At 71.0% G+C, this 20,290-nt stretch carries 21 protein-coding genes; 13 read left to right on the top strand and 8 right to left on the bottom strand.

Features of this window, described 5'->3' with window-relative positions; genetic code table 11:
* Positions 1 to 95: 95 nt before the first annotated feature.
* Positions 96 to 998, bottom strand: coding sequence for a DMT family transporter (locus tag OG709_RS05885; protein ID WP_250303334.1), 903 nt, complete (start codon positions 996 to 998; stop codon positions 96 to 98).
* Between OG709_RS05885 and OG709_RS05880 the strand changes: the two genes are divergently transcribed.
* From OG709_RS05880 to OG709_RS05870, 3 genes are all read left to right on the top strand, one after another.
* The gene (locus OG709_RS05880; RefSeq protein WP_266643906.1) at positions 997 to 2,433 is read left to right on the top strand and encodes an aminotransferase-like domain-containing protein; all 1,437 of its coding nucleotides are present in this window, start codon (positions 997 to 999) and stop codon (positions 2,431 to 2,433) included. The genes OG709_RS05885 and OG709_RS05880 overlap by 2 nt on opposite strands.
* Before the next feature lie 115 nt (positions 2,434 to 2,548).
* Positions 2,549 to 3,124, top strand: coding sequence for a histidine phosphatase family protein (locus tag OG709_RS05875; protein WP_250303336.1), 576 nt, complete (start codon positions 2,549 to 2,551; stop codon positions 3,122 to 3,124).
* Between the two features lie 136 nt (positions 3,125 to 3,260).
* Positions 3,261 to 3,860 carry a hypothetical protein gene (locus OG709_RS05870; RefSeq protein ID WP_250303337.1) on the top strand — a complete coding sequence of 200 codons (600 nt, stop codon included), beginning with the start codon at positions 3,261 to 3,263 and terminating at the stop codon, positions 3,858 to 3,860.
* A 103-nt stretch (positions 3,861 to 3,963) separates the two neighbouring features.
* On the opposite strand, the gene OG709_RS05865 is transcribed toward OG709_RS05870, so the two are convergent.
* On the bottom strand, positions 3,964 to 4,650 hold the full coding sequence (locus OG709_RS05865; RefSeq protein ID WP_329165125.1) for a DUF4328 domain-containing protein: 687 nt from the start codon (positions 4,648 to 4,650) through the stop codon (positions 3,964 to 3,966).
* A 282-nt stretch (positions 4,651 to 4,932) separates the two neighbouring features.
* Between OG709_RS05865 and OG709_RS05860 the strand changes: the two genes are divergently transcribed.
* Entirely contained in the window at positions 4,933 to 5,829 is an 897-nt protein-coding gene (locus tag OG709_RS05860; protein ID WP_329165123.1) for a LysR family transcriptional regulator, read from the top strand.
* 118 nt (positions 5,830 to 5,947) lie between these two features.
* On the opposite strand, the gene OG709_RS05855 is transcribed toward OG709_RS05860, so the two are convergent.
* The 3 genes from OG709_RS05855 to OG709_RS05845 all read right to left on the bottom strand — a co-directional run bounded on the left by OG709_RS05855 (position 5,948) and on the right by OG709_RS05845 (position 8,685).
* The gene (locus tag OG709_RS05855) at positions 5,948 to 6,736 is read right to left on the bottom strand and encodes an SDR family oxidoreductase (protein ID WP_329165121.1); all 789 of its coding nucleotides are present in this window, start codon (positions 6,734 to 6,736) and stop codon (positions 5,948 to 5,950) included.
* A 209-nt stretch (positions 6,737 to 6,945) separates the two neighbouring features.
* Entirely contained in the window at positions 6,946 to 7,812 is an 867-nt protein-coding gene (locus OG709_RS05850; RefSeq protein WP_266643911.1) for an AraC family transcriptional regulator, read from the bottom strand.
* 60 nt (positions 7,813 to 7,872) lie between these two features.
* Positions 7,873 to 8,685 carry a phytanoyl-CoA dioxygenase family protein gene (locus OG709_RS05845; protein ID WP_250303342.1) on the bottom strand — a complete coding sequence of 271 codons (813 nt, stop codon included), beginning with the start codon at positions 8,683 to 8,685 and terminating at the stop codon, positions 7,873 to 7,875.
* A 219-nt stretch (positions 8,686 to 8,904) separates the two neighbouring features.
* Between OG709_RS05845 and OG709_RS05840 the strand changes: the two genes are divergently transcribed.
* From OG709_RS05840 to OG709_RS05800, 9 genes are all read left to right on the top strand, one after another.
* The gene (locus OG709_RS05840; RefSeq protein WP_250303343.1) at positions 8,905 to 9,219 is read left to right on the top strand and encodes a hypothetical protein; all 315 of its coding nucleotides are present in this window, start codon (positions 8,905 to 8,907) and stop codon (positions 9,217 to 9,219) included.
* A gap of 11 nt (positions 9,220 to 9,230) precedes the next feature.
* The gene (locus OG709_RS05835) at positions 9,231 to 9,653 is read left to right on the top strand and encodes a tail fiber domain-containing protein (RefSeq protein WP_250303344.1); all 423 of its coding nucleotides are present in this window, start codon (positions 9,231 to 9,233) and stop codon (positions 9,651 to 9,653) included.
* Between the two features lie 340 nt (positions 9,654 to 9,993).
* Positions 9,994 to 11,022, top strand: coding sequence for an N-acetyl-gamma-glutamyl-phosphate reductase (argC, locus tag OG709_RS05830; RefSeq protein WP_266643914.1), 1,029 nt, complete (start codon positions 9,994 to 9,996; stop codon positions 11,020 to 11,022).
* Positions 11,019 to 12,170, top strand: coding sequence for a bifunctional glutamate N-acetyltransferase/amino-acid acetyltransferase ArgJ (gene argJ, locus OG709_RS05825; protein ID WP_250303346.1), 1,152 nt, complete (start codon positions 11,019 to 11,021; stop codon positions 12,168 to 12,170). Before argC ends, argJ begins: the two co-directional genes overlap by 4 nt.
* On the top strand, positions 12,167 to 13,108 hold the full coding sequence (argB, locus tag OG709_RS05820; RefSeq protein WP_329165116.1) for an acetylglutamate kinase: 942 nt from the start codon (positions 12,167 to 12,169) through the stop codon (positions 13,106 to 13,108). Before argJ ends, argB begins: the two co-directional genes overlap by 4 nt.
* Entirely contained in the window at positions 13,105 to 14,301 is a 1,197-nt protein-coding gene (locus OG709_RS05815) for an acetylornithine transaminase (protein WP_250303348.1), read from the top strand. Before argB ends, OG709_RS05815 begins: the two co-directional genes overlap by 4 nt.
* A 7-nt stretch (positions 14,302 to 14,308) precedes the next feature.
* On the top strand, positions 14,309 to 14,845 hold the full coding sequence (locus OG709_RS05810) for an arginine repressor (RefSeq protein ID WP_250303349.1): 537 nt from the start codon (positions 14,309 to 14,311) through the stop codon (positions 14,843 to 14,845).
* Positions 14,846 to 15,133: 288 nt separating this feature from the next.
* Complete coding sequence (locus OG709_RS05805; RefSeq protein WP_329169061.1) at positions 15,134 to 16,432, top strand: alpha-L-fucosidase; 1,299 nt, start codon at positions 15,134 to 15,136, stop codon at positions 16,430 to 16,432.
* A 111-nt stretch (positions 16,433 to 16,543) separates the two neighbouring features.
* Positions 16,544 to 17,956: a polysaccharide lyase 6 family protein gene (locus OG709_RS05800; protein WP_329165113.1), complete on the top strand. Its 1,413-nt coding sequence runs from the start codon at positions 16,544 to 16,546 to the stop codon at positions 17,954 to 17,956.
* A 19-nt stretch (positions 17,957 to 17,975) separates the two neighbouring features.
* On the opposite strand, the gene OG709_RS05795 is transcribed toward OG709_RS05800, so the two are convergent.
* From OG709_RS05795 to OG709_RS05785, 3 genes are all read right to left on the bottom strand, one after another.
* Positions 17,976 to 18,683 carry a L,D-transpeptidase family protein gene (locus OG709_RS05795; RefSeq protein ID WP_329165111.1) on the bottom strand — a complete coding sequence of 236 codons (708 nt, stop codon included), beginning with the start codon at positions 18,681 to 18,683 and terminating at the stop codon, positions 17,976 to 17,978.
* A gap of 76 nt (positions 18,684 to 18,759) precedes the next feature.
* Positions 18,760 to 19,503 carry an SDR family NAD(P)-dependent oxidoreductase gene (locus OG709_RS05790; RefSeq protein ID WP_250303355.1) on the bottom strand — a complete coding sequence of 248 codons (744 nt, stop codon included), beginning with the start codon at positions 19,501 to 19,503 and terminating at the stop codon, positions 18,760 to 18,762.
* Between the two features lie 134 nt (positions 19,504 to 19,637).
* The gene (locus tag OG709_RS05785; protein WP_250303357.1) at positions 19,638 to 20,228 is read right to left on the bottom strand and encodes a pyridoxamine 5'-phosphate oxidase family protein; all 591 of its coding nucleotides are present in this window, start codon (positions 20,226 to 20,228) and stop codon (positions 19,638 to 19,640) included.
* Between the last annotated feature and the right edge of the window lie 62 nt (positions 20,229 to 20,290).

The following is a 20,290-nucleotide window of genomic DNA, read 5'->3' as shown; positions in this document are numbered from 1 at the left end:
GGCGCCCGCCCGGCCCCCAGACGTTACCTCTGACCGGTGGGTGGTCTGGGGGCCGGGTTAACAGTCGCTCACTGGACAAATCGCAACATCAGGGTCTATCCGGTCTTTACTCGCTGGGTGACCGCGATGCACACGAGGACCGCGACGGCCGCCACCGGAGCGGCGACCGGCAGCTGTTCGCCGAGCAGGAGGACCGAGGAGACCAGGGTCAGCAGCGGCTGTGCGAGCTGGAGCTGGCTGGCCTTGGCGACCCCGATCTCCGCCATCGCCCGGTACCAGACGATCAGGCCCAGGAACTGCGATCCGGCCGCCAGCCAGAGCAGTCCGGCGATGCTGTGCCCGGTGAGACGGACCGGCTCGACGGCCAGCGTCACGGCCGCGACGGGCAGGGCCAGGGGCAGGCACAGCACCAGTGCCCAGCCGATCACCCGCCAGCCCGGCATCTCCCTGGCCAGCCGGCCGCCCTCGGAGTAGCCCGCGGCGCAGATCAGCAGGGCCCCGAAGAGATACATGTCACCAGTGGACAGTGCCCCGCCGGACTGCTGCACGGTGAAGGCGATCACCACGGCGGCCCCGGCGAGCGCGGCGATCCAGAAGGTGCGGGAGGGCCGGGCCCCGGTCCGTACGGCGGAGTACGTGGCTGTGGTGAGCGGCAGCAGCCCCACCACCACGGCGGCGTGGGAGGTCGTGGAGGTCTGCAGTGCCAGCGTGGTGAGCAGCGGGAAGCCCACGACCACCCCGCTGGCCACCACGGCGAGACCGGCCCACTGGCGGCGCTCGGGCAGCGGGGCGCGCAGTGCGAGCAGGCAACCGCCCGCGATCAGTGCGGCGAGCGCGCAGCGCACGGAGACGAGCGACCAGGGCCCGAAGCCTTCGAGCCCCCAGGCCGTCGCGGGGAACGTCAGTGAGAAGGAGGCGACGGCCAGCACGCCGAGCAGCGTTCCGCTTCTGCTGACTGCTATCGACGTCTCGGGAGTAGCGCTATCCTGTGCTGTCATGAATCAGCGTAGCAGTGTGGCCGAACTGGTGGCATCGTTGAAGGCGGAGCTGAACCGCTATCCGATTGGTGGAAAGCTGCCGTCCAGTCGGGCCATGGTCGAGACCCATCGGGTGAGTCCCGTGACGGTCTCCCGCGCGCTTGCCCAGCTGGCAGCCGAAGGGCTCGTCGTGACCCGTCCGGGCGCGGGAGTGTTCCGCGCGCAGCCGCGTAACGACACCCAGGCCCCCGGCGACACCTCCTGGCAGGAGGTCGCGCTCAGCGCGGACGGGGCCACGGACGCGGCCCCCCGCGCGGTCGACGCCTCCGGCGTGCTGGTCACACTCGCGGCTCCGCCCTCGGGCGTCATCGAGTTCAACAGCGGCTATCTGCACTCCTCGCTCCGGCCGGAACGGGCCATGGCCGCCGCCCTCGCACGCGCGGGCCGCAGGCCGGGAGCGTGGGGGCGACCACCCGTGGACGGCATCCCCGAACTGCGCGAGTGGTTCGCCCGTGGCATCGGCGGGCCGGTCACGGAGGCCGAGGTGCTCGTCACCGCGGGCGGCCAGAGCGCGCTCACCACCGCACTGCGCGCCCTCGCTCCGCCGGGCGCCCCCGTCCTCGTCGAGTCACCCACCTATCCCGGCATGCTGGCCATCGCCCGTGCGGCGGGGCTGCGTCCGGTCCCGGTGCCGGTGGACCCCGACGGCGTACGCCCGGAGCTGCTCGCCGCGGCCTTCCGGGCCACCGGGGCCCGCGTCTTCGTCTGCCAGCCGCTCTTCCAGAACCCGACCGGCGCGGTGCTCAGCGCCGAGCGCCGGCCCGAGGTACTGCGCATCGCCCGCGAGGCGGGGGCGTTCGTCGTCGAGGACGACTTCGTCCGCCGGCTGGTGCACGAGGACGCGGGGCCGCTGCCGAAACCGCTGGCCACCGACGACCAGGACGGCGTGGTCGTCCACGTCTGCTCACTCACCAAGGCCACGTCGCCCAGCCTGCGGGTGGGCGCACTCGCCGCTCGCGGTCCCGTACTGGAACGGCTGCGCTCCATCCAGATCGTCGAGAGCTTCTTCGTCCCCCGCCCCCTCCAGGAGGCCACCGTCGAGCTGGTCGGCTCGCCCGCCTGGAACCGTCATCTGCGCTCTGTGGCCATGGAGTTGAGGGACCGGAGGGACACGCTCACCGCGGCGCTCCGCGGCAGCCTCCCCGAACTGGAACTCCCGCACGTACCCACCGGCGGCTACCACCTCTGGCTGCGGCTGCCCGACAGGTCGGACGAGGGCGCCGTCGTCTCCGCGGCTCTCCGCGCGGGCGTCGCCGTCGCACCGGGCCGCCCCTACTTCCCGGCCGAGCCGCCGGCCCCGCACCTGCGGCTGAGCTTCGCCGGGGTGGCGAGCCGGGGTGAGATCACCGAGGGGGTACGGCGGTTGCGCACGGCCTGCGACGAGGCGCTCGGCTGACGGCACACCGGGGCCGCGGTACGGGACGGGCGCCGTCCGCCCGCTCCCGGACTCCGGCCGGTGGTTCGGGTCAGGACTCTTGACCTGCCCGGGTTTCAGTCGCACGATCGCGGCCATGAGCGTTCGCGTCACGCTGGTCACCGCTGCGCGCAGTTCCTCCCGGCTCGCCGAGCGGTTCGACGACGACCGGCCACTCGATCAGACGGGCTGGCACGAGGTGCAGCTCTCCGCGAGTGCCCTGGTGCCGCTCGCGGCGGCCGAACTGCGGTACTGCTCGCCCACCGCCCGCAGTCGTGCCACCGGCGACGCGCTCGGGTTCGCGCCGCTGCTGCAACCCGCGCTGAGCGACTGCGACATGGGCCGCTGGCGGGGGTTCACCCTGGCGGAGGTGGCGGCGCGCGAACCGGCGGCGGTCGACGCCTGGCTCGCCGACCCGCGCTCGGCCCCGCACGGCGGCGAGTCGCTGCTGCGCTTCATCTCGCGGATAGGGGGCTGGCTGGAGACCAGGCCCGCCTGCGACGGTTCGATCGTCGCGGTCGCGGAGCCGTCCGTCGTCCGGGCCGCCCTGGTCTACGCGCTCAAGGCCCCGCCGTCGACGTACTGGAACGTCGATGTCCGGCCGCTGTCCACCGTGACGTTGACCGGACTGCCGGGCCGCTGGAGTCTGCGGCTGGAGACCGGCGTTCGCTGAGAGCGCGAGGGGCCGGAACAGCTCGACGCGGCCGACGGAATTGTGCAGGATCAAGGGCGTGGGGGCCGTCACTCATCGGCGAGCGCCGGCCCATCGAGTCGGGTGTGCGGTACGGGGCTGCGAGGCGGGGGAGACCATGGGCGACCATTTCCAGACGGTCATCGATGTCGAGGCGACGCAGGAGGAAGCCGAACGGCTCGCCCCCCGGCTGGTCGACTGGCTCGTCGAACAGGGCATCGTCACCCGCGAACTCACCCGCGACGGCATGTACAGCATGGGCACCGATGTCGGCCATCTGCCGGGCCCGCACTGGGCGCGAGCGGTCTCCGACGCGTCGGACGAGCCGGACGCGCCGGGGCCGGTGGCGGTGATCGTCGGCCGGAACCAGTACTGCGGCGGTCAGGGCGCCTCCGAGGCGGTGTCGGCCGTCTGTCCACGCTGCGCGCGGGAGATCAGGTTCATCGACTACCAGAGCCTCGTCCACGCAGTGGACGAGGACGCCTGGCGGCCCTTCTGCCAGGGCATCGAGGCCTGGCGGGCGACCGGGCACGCCGGTGTCAGCTGCCCCTCCTGCGTGAAGCCGATCCCGATGACGGAGTGGCTCTGGGCCCCCGGCTTCGCGCTGGGCAGTCTGGCCGTCGACTTCTGGAACTGGCCCCGGCTCAGCCGGGAGTTCGTCGCGGAAGCCGAGCGGCAGACGGGGCACCGGATCGAGGAGCTGACAGGGAAGTTCTGAGCGGCGGTCAACTGCCCGGAACGGGCCGGTCCGAGGAACTGCGGGCGGAGCGCGGGTACGGTGCCACGGGCGTGTTCAGGACCGAGGGGCGGACGGCGGCCGGTCAGTCCGTCGTACCGGTGGTGGTGTCGTTCCCCGCGGAGCCGTTGATGTGGCGCTGCTGCGCCGCGGTGAGCGCGCGGACGACGAAGATGCCTGCCGCCGCCGCGCCGATGACAGCCGCGTCGGCGACCAGGAGCATGGGTACGTCCGTGTAGGTGCGGGCGATGACCTGGTCCGTGGAGCCCGTGTACATCAGGCCCACCCCGCTCAGCGTCCCGGCGAGCCACAGGCCCCACCACCAGTTCACGGCGCGCGGCAGCCGCTCTCCCGGGGCGCACCGGCGGTGGATGTCGGCGACGATCCCGCGGGGCACCCACAGGTTCGCGACGGGCACGATCCAGCCCGCGTACACCCACGGCAAGGCGTAGCGCGGCGGTTTCCCCGAGAGGGTACGGGCGTTGTCCCGGGCGTTGAGCAGCCAGGCCAGGAACGCGATCACGCAGAGCGCCGTGGCTGCGTCTCCCAGGCGGCTGACCAGGTGGTAACTGTCCTCCAGGGCGGTCAGCGGGCGGTGTCGGCCGTCGCCCTGGTCCGGCGGCCCGGCGGCAGGCACCCCGGACGCGGCGAGCCGAAGCTGCCACAGCGCTCGGACCAGCCAGGTGGCACCCGAGAGGGCGAAGGCGGCGACGGCACAGTGGGCGGCGCCCCGGACAGGGCGCAGGGCGGGCGGCGCTATGGGATCGTTCACCCCGCCATCCTTCCACGGACGACCACGTACACCGGCCGTGCCACCGAACGCCTCCACCGGTGCGAACTCCGTCTGTCGGCAAGGGAGATGCGCGAGGTCATGCTGAGGGAGCCTGACCCCCGCAACCGCTGTCTCTTCACACGCGCCCGCGTCGACCACGCCACCTCCGTACAACCGGCACCGGCTGTGACCGGACGTGGAGTAAACGCGCCGCCTCCCGTGTTGTGACGGCGACGACGGCGGGGTGGCCCGCGGTCCACCGCAGGGAGGGGACGGGAGCCGATGAGCCTTCGTCAGTACGAGTACGCCCTGGCCATTGCCGAGGAGGGTTCGGTGACCGCGGCGGCGGAGCGGCTGCACGTCGCCCAGCCGTCGGTGTCCCAGCAGATCCGCGGCCTGGAGCGGGAACTCGGCGTGAAGCTGTTCGCCCGCACACCGACCGGGCTGGTGCCCACGGTGGTCGGCCGCGCGTTCCTGCGGGAGGCTGAGGTCGCGGTGAGCGCGTCGCGGCGGGCGAGGGCGACGGCGCGGGCCGGTGCCGATGACGTGGTGGGCGAGCTGGTGGTCGCGGTGCAGATGGGCTTCGGCACGCGGCAACTGCCGGGCGCGCTGAGCGCGTTGCGCCGCCGCTTCCCGCGGCTGGAGGTCACGGTCTTCGAGGAGCCGAGCTCCGCCGAGCTGGAGCGGCTGTGCCGCCGGGGCGTGCTGGACCTCGCCCTGATGGCGGCGTGCGAGCGGAGCCCCGCCGACGCCCACCACCTCGGTGACGAGGAATTCGTCGTGGTGCTGGGCGCCGGGCACCGGCTGCTCGCCGCGGACCGGGTCCCACTGCGCGAGCTGGAGGGGGAGCCGTGGGTGAGGTTCGACCGCGACAGCGCGCTCGACGGCGTACTGCTGAACGTGCTGCGGAACAACGATCCGACCCCGACCACGGCCGCCCGCGTCTCCCAGACGGCGACGGCCGTGCGCTGGGCCGCCCACGGGCTGGGGGCGACGCTCGTCCCGGCCTCCGCGGTGCCCCAGGGCCACGAGCACCTCGCCCGCCCGGTGCTCCCGGTCGTGGCCCAGCCCGTCATCGCCGTGGTCCGGCAGGGCGCGGGCCCGGCGGAGACGGCCCTGCTCGAACTCCTTCGTCAGGAGAGCTGGTCCGAGTCCGCTTTCTCCTCACCGGTTTCCTGACGGCGCCGACGACGGACGACGGACGACAGACGGACGCGCGGGCGCCCGCGTCATTCTTTCTCCCGGCTGTGAGGAGAACGGAATTCCGGCATTCCGGTATTCCGGAATACCGTGCGTGTCAGCCCCTGGGGAATTCACCGCCGTCCACGACGAGATTGCTCGCCGTCAGCCAGCTCGCCCGGTCGGACAGGAGGAACAGCACCGCGTGCGCAATGTCCTCGGGCAGGCCGTCGCGGCCCAGCGGCGTGGTGTCGTCGGCATTGGTCCGGGCCGGCGCCCCGCCCGTGCGCGCGGACACCTCCGCCCACTGCTCCCGCGTCGCTTCGCCTCCGGGGGTGGCGGTCCTGCCGGGAGACACGGTGTTGACCCGGATTCCGAACGGGGCCAGCTCCAGGGCCAGTCCCTGGCTGTAGGTCTCCAGTGCGGCCTTCGCCGCCACGTAGTGCAGGAACGGTCCCAGCGGGGTGAGGACGGCGGCCGAGGAGACGTGCACGATCCTCCCCGAACGCCGTTCCCGCATCCCCGGTGTCAGCAGCGAGTCCAACCGCACCGACGCCAGGAAGTTCAGGTCCAGCGCGTCCTGCCACTCCTCGTCGGGGATGGCCGAGGCGCCTTCGTGAGGTCGGGCCCCGCCCGCGTTGTGGACCAGGATGTCCACCCCGCCGAGCACCTCCTGCGCGGCTGCGGCGAGCGCCTCCACTCCGGCCCGTGTCCGTACGTCGGCCTCCACGAAGGCGGCCCCCTCCGGCGCCGAGCTCGTCGCCGACCTGGCGGTCGTGAGTACCTCGGCACCCGCGTCCAGGAGCTGGCGCACGACGGCCGCTCCGATTCCGCGTGTACCACCTGTGACCAGGGCCCGCTTTCCCGCGAGTTCGCGCGTTCCCGATCCGTTCTCGATCGTGGTCATGCCACCGGTCCTCTCGATTGCGCCATTGCCCGCTCGACGGAAGAAGGATCGAAGTGCGCATCGCGCGAATCCTCGGAGAATTCGCGGTGAGCACTTCGTCGAGCGGTTTCACGGGATTCACGGTAGGTCCGGAAAAGAACGAGAGGCAAAGACGAAATGTCAGCAGGTCCTATAGGGAACCCCTATGGCGAAGGGTTCTGCCGCTCTGGTCAGCCGTGCTCGGGCTCCACCGGCAGCCACAGTTCGGCGTCGGCGTGGGTCTTTTCCGGCGACAGGCGGGTGCGCAGGATCTCAGGGCCGGTACGGGTGCGGTACGGGTTCGACGGGAACCACTCGGTGAACACGTCCCGCCACAGCTCCTGGATGGCCTGCGGCGCCGGCCCGGAGGTGGTGAAGACCGCCCAGGTGCCGGCCGGGACGGCCGATGCGGTCGTGCCCTCCGGGGCGCCCGCGGAGGTGATCACACCGTGGTGGTAGTCGAGTTCGGTGCCCTCGGCGCGGCTGGGGTCCAGGTCGTCGCAGACCGCGACGATGCCGTGCGGCTCCTGGTCCGACAGTTCCTCCAGGCGCTCCAGAGTCTGCGGCTCGATCCCTCGGACGAAGTCCGTGATCGCCTGGTTCGGCCCCGCATGCACCAGCGGTACCCGGGTCTTGAGCCCGACGACGGCGAAGTCCGCCTTGTCCACGACGCGGTACCGCAGGGTGCTGCTCCCTTCGATGGTGAGGCGGAAGGACATCCGGGACCGGGAGTTGAGCGCGGCGCCGGTACGCCGGGCCTCGCCCGGTCCGATGCCGTGCATGGCACGGAACGCCCGCGCGAACGCCTCGCCGGAGCTGTACCCGTAGCGCACCGCGATCTCCAGCAGCGTCTCGCGCCCCGCCAGTACTTCGGCGCCCGCGAGGGTGAGCCGACGGCGCCGGATGTACTCCGACAGCGGTATGCCCGCGAGCGCGGAGAACATCCGACGCAGGTGGTACTCCGAGGTGGCCGCGATGCGTGCCAGTTCCTTCACCTCGATGTCCTGGTCGAGATGGCTCTCGATGTGCTCCATGGCCTGGTTCAGCCGCTCCAGCATGCCCGGCCTCCTTCTTCCTGACGGCCACCTCGCTGGGCAGCGATGACGTAGGTCCACTGGCTACCCGGCGCTGCAGCCCGCGCCGTCCCCGTCCGGACCCGGGGTGTCCTGTCCCAGGCCCCGGCGGATCGCGATCTCCACGGGGGAGTACGCGCTGTCGGCCCGCTCCAGCTCGTACGGCGCGGCCGGCATCAGCGGCGGCTGAGCCATGAAACGGGGCCGCACCCCGTGGTGCGGTTGCGCCGCGTGCACCAGGAACGGATGACACAGGAAGACGTCGCCAGGAGACCCCGTGGCGAGGGTAAGCGGCCGGTGCTCGGACGCCGCCACCAGACCGGGCGCGAGGGTCAGCCCGCTCGCCCCGTCCTCCCCGTACTTCTCCAGCACCTTCGGCACGTCGAGGTGTGAGCCGACCCGGATCCGGGTCGGAGCGTCCTCCTCGCCGACTTCGCTGAACAGGAACAGCATCAGCAGCGACCGCCCCCGGGATCGCAGATTGGTGAAGTACCAGCTCTCGCCCTCCGGCAGATAGCTCCCCTCGATGTGCCAGCCCGCGTCGTCCGGCTCCTCCTCGTGCGGGAAGCGCAGCGGGAACGTGCCCAGTGAGTAGCGCGGTTCCCAGCGCCCCGCGCCGACGAGCAGGTCGTACGCGCGCTGCAGGAACGGGGAGTTGGGCGCGGCGGCGAACGGCCCCTGCGCCATGCCGGCCACCCAGTGCACGGGCTGCGTCCATGTCGCTGGATCGTCCGGGTCGCAGCCCGTCTCCCGCCACAGCAGCCGCGCGCAGTCAGCGGCCACGCGCGGTGCGACGGCGCCCTCCAACTTCACGAAGCCGTCGCGGAGGAAGCGGGTTACCAAGGTCGTGTCATCCATGCCCCCATCGTGCAGCGACATCGGTCCCGATCACCCGACTTTCTCCGCACCGCCTTTGTCGGGTGCTCGCCGAGCCCGTTGTCGGCCCTCCGGGACCCGGCTGACCATGACCGAAGCCGGTCAAGTCGGGGGCGCGCGAGGTACGTACGTGCCTTTTGGGGCAACGTGCCGTTAGGGGTGTCGCGGACGCACTCGGCGTCCAGGCCGGAAGGATGCTCGATGCCCACGAAGCGCGTTGCCCGCCGTCTGCTGGTGCTGACAGCCACGGCGGCTGCCGGTACAGGTGCCTTGAGCGTTCCGGCGGTCGCGAGCACGAACGTTCTGGCGGCCGGCAATGCCGCTCACGACACCACGATGATCAACAAGGATCGTGACATCACGGCGGTCGGCGTGACGGCTCACGGCAGCGGGGTGGGCAACGGCCTGGTCCAACTGCCGGTGAACAGCCCTGAGAACCGCGGTGGTGGGGGCAGCCTGCTCTTCTCGGATCGTGGGCTGAAGACCGAGGTCACCGCAGTGGTCTGGGAGCGATGAGCTACCGGCGGTTGAAAGAGCACGTGGCCAGGGCCTGGATGCCGGCCCTGGTCAGGATGCGCCCCCGGCAGGGTGCCTCTGCGGCCGGTCTGGCGTCCGATGCCGTGTCCGGTGCGGTGCACGGTAGCGATCCGGTCAACGGTTACCAGGTGCTGGAGCAGGTGGTGCGGCTGCCGGTCAGCACGTGGCGGTACCACTGGGACCCGCCACACGTACGCCATCTGGGCCCGATGGCGCAGGACTGGTGGAAAGCGTTCGGAGTCGGTGAGAACGACCGGACGATCTGCTGCACCGATGCCAACGGAGTGGCCGTCGTCGCGATCCAGGCACTGCACCGGGAACTGACCGAGCTGCGAAACGAGGTCGCGGCCCTACGAGCCCAGAGTCCACCGGCACACCACCCCAGCGGTCCCGGAGCCGCCGACCCGGGATGAAGGGCCGCCCCGGGGCAGGAGCTGACGTGCGTACCAGCGAAATCCGCCGAGCCCCGGTCCCGGGACCCACGTGATCCGTGGTCAGCTGGGAGATCCGGATCCGCACCCGTCCGTGGCGGCGGATGTGCCCGGTTTCCGTCCACGATGTCCGGGCGGGTGGGTCGCTGCGGTCAGCCGCGCACCGCAGTCAGGCACTCGTCGGGAAAGGATCGTCTCCTCGGCCCAGGACGTCCCGCTCCGACTCGGCCGCTCGGTCACCACGACGCCGCCTTCTCCGCCGCGACCTTTGCATAAAAGTGCATAGCTGCGTATAGTCATGCCATCGACGAGGAGGATTCCGATGGCGGTACGTGCAGCAGTGGCAGGGGCAAGCGGATACGCCGGCGGGGAACTGCTCCGTCTGCTGCTGGTCCACCCGGAGGTCGAGATCGGGGCCCTCACCGGCAACTCCAACGCGGGACAGCCGCTCGGCGCGCTGCAGCCGCATCTGCGTCCGCTCGCCGACCGGGTGCTCCAGCCGACCACCGCCGATGTGCTCGCCGGTCATGACGTCGTCTTCCTCGCGCTGCCGCACGGACAGTCCGCCGCCGTCGCCGAGCAGCTCGGCGACGAGGTCCTTGTCGTCGACATGGGCGCCGACTTCCGGCTGAAGGACGCGGGCGACTGGGAGAAGTTCTACGGCTCCCCGCACGCCGGGACCTGGCCGTACGGTCTGCCCGAGCTGCCCGGTGGCCGTGCCGCGCTCGCGGGGTCCCGGCGCATCGCCGTACCCGGGTGCTATCCGACGGCCGTGTCCCTCGCCCTCTTCCCGGCGTACGCGGCCGGCCTGGCCGAGCCCGAAGCGGTGATCGTGGCAGCTTCCGGCACCTCCGGTGCGGGCAAGGCCGCCAAGCCGCATCTGCTCGGCTCGGAGGTGATGGGCTCGATGTCCCCGTACGGCGTCGGCGGCGTCCACCGGCACACCCCGGAGATGATCCAGAACCTCAGCGCGGCGGCGGGCGAGCCGGTCACGGTCTCGTTCACGCCGACCCTCGCGCCCATGCCCCGCGGCATCCTCGCCACCTGCACCGCGAAGCTGAAGCCCGGCGTGGGCGCCGACGCGCTCCGCGCGGCGTACGTGAAGGCGTTCGCGGACGAGCCGTTCGTCGACCTGCTCCCCGAGGGGCAGTGGCCGTCGACGGCCGCCGTGTACGGCTCCAACGCCGTGCAGATCCAGCTCGCGTACGACGAGGCGGCCGGGCGCGCCGTCGTCATCAGCGCCATCGACAATCTCGCCAAGGGCACCGCGGGCGGCGCCCTGCAGAGCATGAACATTGCCCTCGGACTTCCCGAGGACACAGGTCTTTCCACGATCGGAGTGGCACCGTGAGCGTCACGGCAGCGAAGGGATTCACGGCGGCGGGTATCGCCGCCGGAATCAAGGAGAGCGGCAATCCGGATCTGGCCCTCGTGGTCAACAACGGGCCCCGACTGGCCGCTGCGGGCGTCTTCACCTCCAACCGCGTCAAGGCCGCACCGGTCCTCTGGTCCGAGCAGGTGCTCAAGGGCGGCGCCGTCGGCGCGGTCGTCCTCAACTCCGGTGGTGCCAACGCCTGTACGGGCCCCAAGGGGTTCCAGGACACCCACGCCACCGCGGAGAAGGCCGCCGAGGTCCTCGGCGGGAACGCGGGCGAGGTGGCCGTCGCGTCGACCGGCCTCATCGGGCTGCTGCTGCCCATGGACAAGCTCCTGCCGGGCATCGAGAAGGCCGCCACCGAACTCTCCGCGCACGGCGGCGAGAAGGCGGCCATCGCCATCAAGACCACCGACACCGTCCACAAGACGGCCGTCGCGGGCGGCGTGGGCTGGAGCGTCGGCGGAATGGCCAAGGGCGCGGGCATGCTCGCCCCCGGGCTCGCCACCATGCTGGTCGTCCTCACCACCGACGCCGACCTGGAGAGCGCGGTCCTGGACCGGGCGCTGCGCGACGCCACCCGGCAGACCTTCGACCGGATCGACTCCGACGGCTGCATGTCGACCAACGACACGGTGCTGCTGCTCGCCTCCGGCGCCTCCGAAGTGGTGCCCGGGTACGAGGAGTTCGCCCAGGCTGTCCGCACGGTCTGCGACGACCTCGCCCGTCAGCTGATCGGTGACGCGGAAGGGGCCAGCAAGGACATCCGCATCGAGGTCGTCAACGCCGCGACCGAGGACGACGCGGTCGAGGTGGGCCGCTCCATCGCCCGTAACAATCTGCTCAAGTGCGCCATCCACGGCGAGGACCCGAACTGGGGCCGGGTGCTGTCCGCGATCGGTACCACCGGGGCTGCCTTCGAGCCCGATGAGCTCAATGTCGCCATCAACGGCGTCTGGGTCTGCAAGAAGGGCTGTGTCGGCGAGGACCGTGATCTCGTCGACATGCGCTACCGCGAGGTGAAGATCACCGCCGATCTCGCCGCGGGCAGTGCGTCCGCCGTGATCTGGGCCAACGACCTCACCGCCGACTACGTCCACGAGAACAGCGCGTACAGCTCATGAGTACCCGTAAGCACACCGCGCTGCCCAAGGCCCAGACCCTCATCGAGGCGCTGCCCTGGCTGACCCGCCACCACGGCAAGACCGTCGTCATCAAGTTCGGCGGCAACGCCATGGTCGACGAGGAGCTGAAGTCCGCCTTCGCCCAGGACGTCGTCTTCCTGCGGCACGCCGGGCTCAAGCCGGTCGTCGTGCACGGTGGCGGTCCGCAGATCAGCGCGCAGCTCGACCGGCACGGCCTGGTCAGCGAGTTCAAGGCCGGACTGCGGGTGACCACCCCCGAGGCGATGGACGTCGTACGGATGGTCCTCGCCGGTCAGGTCCAGCGCGAACTCGTCGGGCTGCTCAACCAGCACGGCCCGCTCGCCGTCGGGATGACCGGCGAGGACGCGAACACGATCACCGCGGTCCAGCACTTCCCGCAGATCGACGGGGAGCCCGTGGACATCGGCCGGGTCGGTGAGATCACCGAGATCAACATCGGTGCGATCGAGGCCCTCCTCGACGACGGCCGGATCCCGGTCGTCTCCTCCATCGCGCGCAGCGCCGACGACAACCACGTCTTCAACGTGAACGCCGACACCGCCGCCGCCGCACTGGCCGCCGCGCTGAACGCGGAGACGCTGATGGTGCTCACCGATGTCGAGGGGCTGTACGAGGACTGGCCGAACAGCGACGAGGTGATCAGCAGGCTCACGGCGAAGGAGCTGGAGAAGCTGCTGCCCGAGCTGGCCAGCGGCATGGTCCCCAAGATGCAGGGCTGCCTGTTCGCCGTGCGCAACGGCGTCACCACCGCCCGGGTGATCGACGGACGGGTCCAGCACTCGATCCTGCTGGAGATCTTCACCGACGAGGGCATCGGCACGATGGTCGTGCCGGACGCAGAAGGCGCAGAAGCCGCAAAAGTCACCGAACGCACCGTCACCGAGGGGGAGTCATGAGCAACCAGGATCTCGCGCAGCGCTGGCAGGGCGCTCTGATGGACAACTACGGCACCCCGAAACTCTCCCTGGTGCGCGGCGCGGGTGCCAGGGTCTGGGATGCCGACGGCACGGCGTACACCGACTTCGTCGGCGGCATCGCGGTCAACGCGCTCGGCCACGCCCACCCCGCGGTCGTCGACGCGGTCTCCCGGCAGATCGCCTCGCTCGGCCATGTCTCCAACCTCTACATCGCCGAACCGCCGGTCGCCCTCGCGGAGCGGCTGCTCCAGCTCTTCGGCCGCCCCGGCCGCGTGTACTTCGCCAACTCGGGCGCCGAGGCCAACGAAGCCGCCTTCAAGATCGGCCGGCTCACCGGGCGTACCCACATGGTCGCCACCCAGGGCGCCTTCCACGGCCGCACCATGGGCGCGCTCTCGCTGACCGGCCAGCCCGGCAAGCAGAACGGCTTCGAGCCGCTGCCCGGCGTGGTCACCCATGTTCCGTACGGTGACGTGGAAGCGCTGCGCGCGGTCGTCACCGAGAACACCGCCTTCGTGATCATCGAGCCGGTCCAGGGGGAGAACGGCGTCGTCGTCCCGCCCAAGGGCTATCTCCAGGCCGCCCGCGCGATCACCCGCGCCACCGGCACCCTGCTGGTGCTCGACGAGGTCCAGACCGGGGTCGGGCGCACCGGCAGCTGGTTCGAGCACCAGGCGCACGACGGCGTCGACCCCGATGTCGTCACGCTCGCCAAGGGACTGGGCGGCGGGCTGCCGCTGGGCGCCGCTGTGGCGTTCGGCCCGGCGGCCGATCTGCTCCACCCCGGGCAGCACGGTTCGACGTTCGGCGGCAACCCCGTCGCCTGCGCCGCCGGACTCGCGGTGCTCGACACGATCGCCGCCGACGGAATCCTCGACAACGTGAAGCGGATGGGGGAGCGGCTGCGGAGCGGAATCGAGGCCCTGGGACACCCGTTGGTCGGGCAGGTCCGTGGTGCCGGACTGCTGCTGGGTATCGTGCTCACCGAGTCCCGCGCGCACCAGGTGCAGAAGGCGGCTCAGGACGCCGGCTTCCTGGTGAACGTGACCGGTCCCGATGTCGTACGACTGATGCCCCCACTGATCATCGGCGACGACGAGGTGGACGCGTTCCTCCAGGCGCTGCCCGGCGTTCTCGACCAGGCCAACGGGGAAGAGCGATCCGCAGAATGAGGCAAGGATGACCGAGGCGCAGGAAACCGAGCACGGTGGGCCGTCAGTCCCGCAGACCCGCACGGCCCGCCACCGCCGGATCGTGGACATCCTCAACCGGCAGCCGGTCCGCTCGCAGAGCCAGCTCGCCAAGCTGCTCGCCGACGACGGGCTGAGCGTCACGCAGGCGACGCTCTCCCGGGACCTCGACGAGCTGGGCGCGGTGAAGATCCGCAACACCGGCGGCGAGCTGATCTACGCGGTGCCCAGCGAGGGCGGTTACCGCACGCCGCAGGCCCCGCTCGGCGAGTCCGCCAAGGAGGAGCGGATGCGCAGGCTCTCCTCCGAGCTGCTGATCTCGGCGGAGGCCTCGGCCAATCTGGTGGTGCTGCGGACGCCTCCGGGCGCGGCCCAGTTCCTCGCCTCGGCCATCGACCAGGCCGAACTGCACGACATCCTCGGCACGATCGCCGGTGACGACACGCTGATGCTGATCAGCCGCGACCCGGCGGGCGGGCAGGCGCTCGCGGACCATCTGCTGCGGCTGGCGCAGAACCCGCGGTAGCGACCCCCGGATCTTTCACGTGCGCACATCCGGGCCATACATCGGACCTGTACCGGCTGCCGGTGCGGCCCCGTTCGGTTCCGGTCCCCGTCCGATGGCTGCGGAACCTGCGCAGTCATCGGACTATTGACCCCTGCTCGACCGACGGGCTACCGTCCCGTCGAGTGCTGTCCGCATGTGCGAACGCCGTTCACAGGGGCGGCTGGGGAGTCGTGCGCGCCGCCGGACGGCACTGCTGTCGTCCCGGTCGTCGCCCGCTTCTCCCGGCGCTCCTTCGTACCCGACGAAATGGAGTCCCCACCCGTGAGCGCGCCCGTGGACACCACCTGGTTCACCCACGACCGGTTCGGCATGTTCGTCCACTGGGGGCTGTACGCACTCCCGGCCCGGCACGAGTGGGTCAAGAACCGGGAGAAGCTGACCGACGAGCAGTACCAGGTCTACTTCGACCACTTCGACCCCGACCGCTACGACCCGGCCGAGTGGGCCAGAACCGCCAGGGCCGCCGGTATGCGGTACGTCGTCCTCACCACCAAGCACCACGACGGTTTCTGCCTCTGGGACAGCGCGCTGACCGACTACCAGGTCACCAGGACCCCGTACGGCCGTGACCTGCTCGGCCCGTTCGTCGACGCCTGCCGTGCCGAGGGGCTGAAGGTCGGGTTCTACTACTCGCTGATCGACTGGCATCACCCCTCCTTCCCCGTCGACGGCACCCATCCGCGCCGTGACGACGCCGCCTACATCGAGGCCGCGGCCGACCGGGACATCCGGGTGTACCAGGAGTACCTGCACGGCCAGGTACGGGAGTTGCTCACCTCCTACGGAACCATCGACTACCTGTTCTTCGACTTCTCCTACGCCGACCGCGACGAATGGTGGGGCGGCAAGGGGCCCGACGACTGGGACTCGCGCGCGCTGCTCGACCTCGTACGGGAACTCCAGCCCGGCATCCTCGTCAACGACCGGACCGGACTCCCGGGGGACTTCGTCACTCCGGAGCAGTACCAGCCCGCGGGGCCGATGAGCGCGGGCGGCCGGCCGGTGGTCTGGGAGGCCTGCCAGACGCTGAACGGGAGTTGGGGCTACGACCGGGACAATCTGGACGACAAGAGCGCCGACCTGCTCGTACGGATGCTGGTCGACGGTGTGTCCAAGGACGGCAATCTGCTGCTCAACGTGGGCCCGACCGGGCGGGGCGACATCGATCCGGGGGCGCGGGCCGTACTCGCCGACATCGGGCGGTGGATGGACCTGCACGAACGGTCCGTCCGTGGGTGCGGGCCCGCTTCGTACACCCCGCCGCCCGACTGCAGGTACACCCGGCGCGGGGACCGGCTGTACCTGCACCTGTTCTCCTGGCCGCTGAGCCATGTGCATCTGCCCGGACTCGCAGGCCGGGTCCGGTACGCCCAACTGCTCAACGACGCGTCCGAGATCGTCCGGGTCCGGACGGACCCCGACCTGCCCGCCCACAACGCCCGGATGGGCGGCCAGCCCGCGGACACACTGACCCTGGAGCTGCCGGTACGGCGGCCCGACGCCCTGGTACCGGTCATCGAGCTCTTCCTCATGCCGTCCGCGTAACAGCACGGCGGCACAACTGCACAGCGACACACCCGCAGAGCGACTCGCAGACACAACGGCAGATCAGCGCAATCATCGGCACGTCCGTCCGCTCAGCACTCTGGAGGCGCCATGCACCGCCGCACGTTCCTCACGGGGACCGCACTCGGAGCAGCCCTGACCGCCCTGCCGTCGACCGCGCGGGCGGCGACGCCCGTCACGTCGCTGGCCGCCCTGCAGACCGCGATCGACGCTGCCGCACCCGGCGCGGTGATCACGCTGGCCGACGGCACCTACACGGTGCCGAGCGGTCAGCCGGTCACGTTCAAGGACAAGCACGGCACCGAGGCCGCGCCCATCACCGTCGTCGCGCAGTCCCGGGGCGGCGCGGTCCTCAAGGGGAAGCAGAGCTTCGCCTTCCAGAACTCCGACAACATCACCCTCAGCGGCTTCTCGTTCCGGCAGAGCGAGACGCTGGACGTGCCCCCGGACTGCACCCGGATCCGGCTGACCCGTAACGACTTCCAGCTCGCCGACATCGAGGGCGTGCACTGGGTCATGGTGCGGGCCGACTACAGCAAGGTCGACCGCAACCACTTCCACGGCAAGTCCACGCTTGGCATCTTCCTCGGCATCGAGGGGGCCGGCACGGACGGGATGGCCCAGCACGTCCAGGTCCTGAAGAACTACTTCTCCGACCACTCCTACGCCGGGGACAACGGCGGCGAGCCGATCCGCCTCGGCGTCAGCCCGCGCGCGCTCAGCAGCGCCCACGCGGTCATCGAGCAGAACCTGTTCGAGCGGACCAACGGCGATCCCGAGGCCATCTCGGTCAAGTCGTCGGACAACGTCGTACGGCACAACACCCTCCGCGACAGCCGGGGCGGCATCGTCCTGCGCCACGGCAACGGCACCCAGGTGGACAGCAACTGGCTCCTCGGCGGCCAGGAGGGCGTACGCATCTACGGCAACGACCACCTGATCGTGAACAACTACCTGTCCGGTCTCACCGGCCGGGCGCTGGTGATCGGCAGCGGCACGGAACGCGACCATCTGCCCGGTGAACCCGCCGACTCCCGGCGCGGGAACGACGCTCCGGACCGCGTGGTCATCGTGTACAACACGCTGCTGGACAACGCCGACGGGATCTCGGGCGAGAGCCAGCGCCCCGAGGAGCCCAGGGACGTCGTCGTGGCGGACAACCTACTGGTGGGCGGGGCCGGGAAGCTGGTGGCGATGGCGAAGACCGTCCGGTTCACCTGGCAGAGCAACATCCTGTTCGGCGCCGCGGCCGACGGCAACATCCCTGCCACGGGCTTCACCCGTGTCGACCCGAAGCTGGTGGCCGGCTCGGACGGCATCTCCCGGCTGTCGGCGGGCAGCCCCGCGATCGACGCGGCCACCCTGCAGCAGACGGTCGTCACCTACGACATCGAGGGCAACACGCGCGGCAAGGCCCCGGACATCGGCTGTGACGAGTACACGACCGAGGCGCCGGTGTACCGGCCGCTGACCCCGGCCGATGTCGGCCCCGACGCGGCCTGAACCGCCGGTACGCCCGCGGTCAGTAGCGGACGAGCGCGGTCGGACCCGAACGGGTCCCGATCGCGAGGTGTGGACGGCGTGCCGGGTCGGCCCAGGCCATGATCCGGTCCATCGCGGCTGCCGGCACGGACACACAGCCGGCGGTCGCGCCCTGCCCGTCGACGTGCAGGAAGATCCCGGCGCCCCGGCCCCGCACCGGCCGCGCGTAGTTGAAGCCGACGACGAAGGTGTGGGCGTACTGCGTGGGGTACGCGTCGAGCCGCTCCGCGTCCGCTGCACGGCAGTCGGCGGGCAGCGGCTCCACCCAGCGGTTGTAGGCGCGGGCCGCGTTGTCCTCGCACCACCACGAACGGGAGTTGACCCGCCGGTAGGGGTAGCGGCTGCCCTTCGGGGCGGCCTTGATCCCGAAGGCGTACGGCAGGTCGTACAGGCCGGTGGGCGTGGTGTCGGTGCCCTGCTTGCGCCGTGCCCCCTCGACCAGTCCCCCCGCGCCGAACCGGGCGGGGGCGGACCCGCTCGCCCGCCAGGTCCCGGACCGCAGGTCCCACCAGGTGAGGGTGCCCGTGGTGGAACTGGTACCCATGGCCTCGGCGGTGATCAGCTGGGTGCCGTCACCGGGATCCGCGAGGGCCGCCGCCGGGAGCGGCGGGGGTGCGAGGGACGGCCGAGGGGCGAGCGAGCCCGTCAGGGCGAGCAGAACCGAACCGGTCACCAGTGATCCGCGCATATTTCGGACCGTACGCCGGGACAACGGGTGCCACCCGGGCCACTGCTCCGTACGGCCCCGTGACCGCCCGTCGTGCTCAGCGGAGCTTGATCGCCCCGCCGTCGGCCATCAGCGTCTGGCCGGTCATGTAGCGGGAGTCGTCGCTCGCCAGGAACGCGATCACCGGGGCGACGTCCTGCCGCGGGTCGCCGAAGCGGCCGAGCGGGACCTTGGCGGCGGAGGTCGCGTACTGCTCGGGGTTGGCCTCGGCCCACTGCTCGACCCCGGCCGTCAGCGCCATCGGCGCGACGACATTGACCCGGATCGCGTCGGCGGCCCACTCGTTGGCCACCACCCGGCTGAGGCCGCGGATGGCCTCCTTCGCCGCCGCGTACGACGCCTGGTTCGGCTGCCCGTCCAGTCCGGCTCCCGAGGCGAAGTTGACCACCGAGCCCTGTGCCTTCCTCAGCTCGGGGTACGCGGCGAGCATGAAGTTACGGGTGGCGAAGAGACCGGTGTCCAGTGCGAGCTTCCAGTCGTCGTCGGTCTGCTGGATGAAGGGCCGCACCCGTGAGGCGCTGGCGTTGTTGACCAGGACGTCGAGCTTCCCGAAGCGGCTCACGGCGGTCTCCACGGCCAGGTCGGCCACGGCCCGGTCCGAGACGTCGCCGCGGAGGAAGGCGACCGAGTCCCCCAGTTCGGCCACGAGGGCGTCGCCCGCCGCCTGCTGGAGGTCGACCATCACGACCCGCGCGCCGCGTTCGACGAAAACCCGGGTGACGGCCTCGCCGATGCCGGAGGCTCCGCCCGTGACGACCGCGACCTTGTTCTGAAGTGTCATTGCCCTGTTCCTTCGGCTCTGGATTCCGGCCCCGATATGTATCGTACATGCAATGTGTGCCGTACATATCGCGGAGCAGTCGGAGCAGTCGGAGGAGTCGGAGGATCCACGGGGGGGGATCCGGGAGGGGATTCTCACCCCGCGTCCGCCAGGGGTGGCAACGGCAGCGGCAGCCCCGGGAGGCCGTCGATGCTCCGGGCGATGTGTTCCTTCTTCTCGAAGTACCGGCTCAGTGACGTGTCGTCCTCGCGCGCGAACCGTTTGGCGTGCAGGTCGCGGTCCTCGTCGTACGTCATGAACGGCACCGCGTAACCGCAGGTGTCCCGGATCAGCTCGGCCGTCACGACGACGATCGCGCGCAGGCCGTGCGGGGTGTGGTCGACGGGGAAGTGGCTCAGCAGCCCGGCGAACCGCGGGTCGTCACGGAAGACGGGCTCGCCCCGGCCGTGCACCCGCACGATGTTGGGCGGCCCCTGGAAGGCGCACCACATCAGGGTGATGCGGCCGTTCTCGCGGAGGTGGGCGACGGTCTCCGCGTTGCTGCCCGCGAAGTCCAGGTAGGCCACGGTGTGTTCGTCGACGACGGCGAACGAGCCGCTGACACCCTTGGGGGAGAGGTTGATCGTGCCGTCGCCGTCGAGGGGGGCGGTCGCCGTGAAGAAGATGTGCTGTTCCTCGATGAAGGTCCTGAGCCGTCCGTCTATGCGCTCGTACGTCTTTCCCATAGCGGCGATTATCGCCGCGCTCCGCTCCGTGCGGAACGTCATTTCGGCGGTGCTGCCCGCCT

It is taken from the genome of Streptomyces sp. NBC_01267 (assembly GCF_036241575.1).
Taxonomy (GTDB): Bacteria; Actinomycetota; Actinomycetes; order Streptomycetales; family Streptomycetaceae; genus Streptomyces.
This window is presented reverse-complemented; position numbering and strand designations above follow the sequence as displayed.

Coding starts and splice junctions, on each gene's coding strand:
- OG709_RS05840 (WP_250303343.1), top strand. CDS start 8,905: ATGCCCACGAAGCGCGTTGCCCGCCGTCTGCTGGTGCTGACAGCCACG.
- OG709_RS05880 (WP_266643906.1), top strand. CDS start 997: ATGAATCAGCGTAGCAGTGTGGCCGAACTGGTGGCATCGTTGAAGGCG.
- OG709_RS05875 (WP_250303336.1), top strand. CDS start 2,549: ATGAGCGTTCGCGTCACGCTGGTCACCGCTGCGCGCAGTTCCTCCCGG.
- OG709_RS05805 (WP_329169061.1), top strand. CDS start 15,134: ATGGAGTCCCCACCCGTGAGCGCGCCCGTGGACACCACCTGGTTCACC.
- OG709_RS05850 (WP_266643911.1), bottom strand. CDS start 7,812: ATGCTGGAGCGGCTGAACCAGGCCATGGAGCACATCGAGAGCCATCTC.
- OG709_RS05810 (WP_250303349.1), top strand. CDS start 14,309: ATGACCGAGGCGCAGGAAACCGAGCACGGTGGGCCGTCAGTCCCGCAG.
- OG709_RS05790 (WP_250303355.1), bottom strand. CDS start 19,503: ATGACACTTCAGAACAAGGTCGCGGTCGTCACGGGCGGAGCCTCCGGC.
- OG709_RS05845 (WP_250303342.1), bottom strand. CDS start 8,685: ATGGATGACACGACCTTGGTAACCCGCTTCCTCCGCGACGGCTTCGTG.
- argC (WP_266643914.1), top strand. CDS start 9,994: ATGGCGGTACGTGCAGCAGTGGCAGGGGCAAGCGGATACGCCGGCGGG.
- OG709_RS05860 (WP_329165123.1), top strand. CDS start 4,933: ATGAGCCTTCGTCAGTACGAGTACGCCCTGGCCATTGCCGAGGAGGGT.
- argB (WP_329165116.1), top strand. CDS start 12,167: ATGAGTACCCGTAAGCACACCGCGCTGCCCAAGGCCCAGACCCTCATC.
- OG709_RS05795 (WP_329165111.1), bottom strand. CDS start 18,683: ATGCGCGGATCACTGGTGACCGGTTCGGTTCTGCTCGCCCTGACGGGC.
- OG709_RS05885 (WP_250303334.1), bottom strand. CDS start 998: ATGACAGCACAGGATAGCGCTACTCCCGAGACGTCGATAGCAGTCAGC.
- OG709_RS05815 (WP_250303348.1), top strand. CDS start 13,105: ATGAGCAACCAGGATCTCGCGCAGCGCTGGCAGGGCGCTCTGATGGAC.
- OG709_RS05785 (WP_250303357.1), bottom strand. CDS start 20,228: ATGGGAAAGACGTACGAGCGCATAGACGGACGGCTCAGGACCTTCATC.
- OG709_RS05855 (WP_329165121.1), bottom strand. CDS start 6,736: ATGACCACGATCGAGAACGGATCGGGAACGCGCGAACTCGCGGGAAAG.
- OG709_RS05870 (WP_250303337.1), top strand. CDS start 3,261: ATGGGCGACCATTTCCAGACGGTCATCGATGTCGAGGCGACGCAGGAG.
- OG709_RS05800 (WP_329165113.1), top strand. CDS start 16,544: ATGCACCGCCGCACGTTCCTCACGGGGACCGCACTCGGAGCAGCCCTG.